Consider the following 579-nt stretch of genomic DNA (forward strand, 5'->3'; position numbering starts at 1 on the left):
GAGGTTGGTGAGGCCGGTGGTGTCGTCCTTGGTGCCGCCGCTGAAACCCTTGTCGCCGGCCCAGGTGCCGGGGGCGGGTTGGGTGCCGCGGGGGTTGCCGAAGGGGTCGGTGGGGCGGCGGGTCTCGGTGAGGGTGGTGGCGTCGAGGGAGAGGTTACCGGTGCCGTGGTGGTCGTGGACCTGGTAGGTGGACTTGCCGTTTTGGCGGACGAGGGTGAGGCCGGCGGGGATCTGGTAGCTGCGGGTGCCGGTGAGGGCCTTGGTGGTGGTGTCGTAGGTGAGTTCGTCGCCGCCGAGGTTGATGGTGGTCGTGCCGGGGTTACGGCGGATGAGCTGGTTGCCGGCGGCGTCGTAGAGGTAGGTGGTTGCGCCGGTTGTGCCGGTCTTGGCGTACGAGGCGAGCTTGTCCTCGCCGTCCCAGATGAGGGTGGCGGTGCCGGAGGTATCGGTGACGGCGGTGGTGTTGCCCATCGCGTCGTACTGGGTGCTGGCGCCGAGGGTGCCGGCGGGGCCGGTTGTGGTGGAGCCGGTCAGGGCATGGGGGCCGCCGGTGCCGCCGCCGGTGTTGGGGGCGTTGGT

General features: G+C 70.8%; 1 protein-coding gene. It reads right to left on the reverse strand.

All coding sequences use genetic code 11. The annotated features are described in order from the left end of the window. On the reverse strand, positions 1-579 hold a 579-nt coding region (locus tag AA75_RS50435), incomplete at both ends, for a hypothetical protein (RefSeq protein ID WP_033825394.1).

The sequence above is a fragment of the Kitasatospora sp. MBT63 genome (genome assembly GCF_000710465.2).
In the GTDB taxonomy this organism is placed as follows: Bacteria; Actinomycetota; Actinomycetes; order Streptomycetales; family Streptomycetaceae; genus Kitasatospora.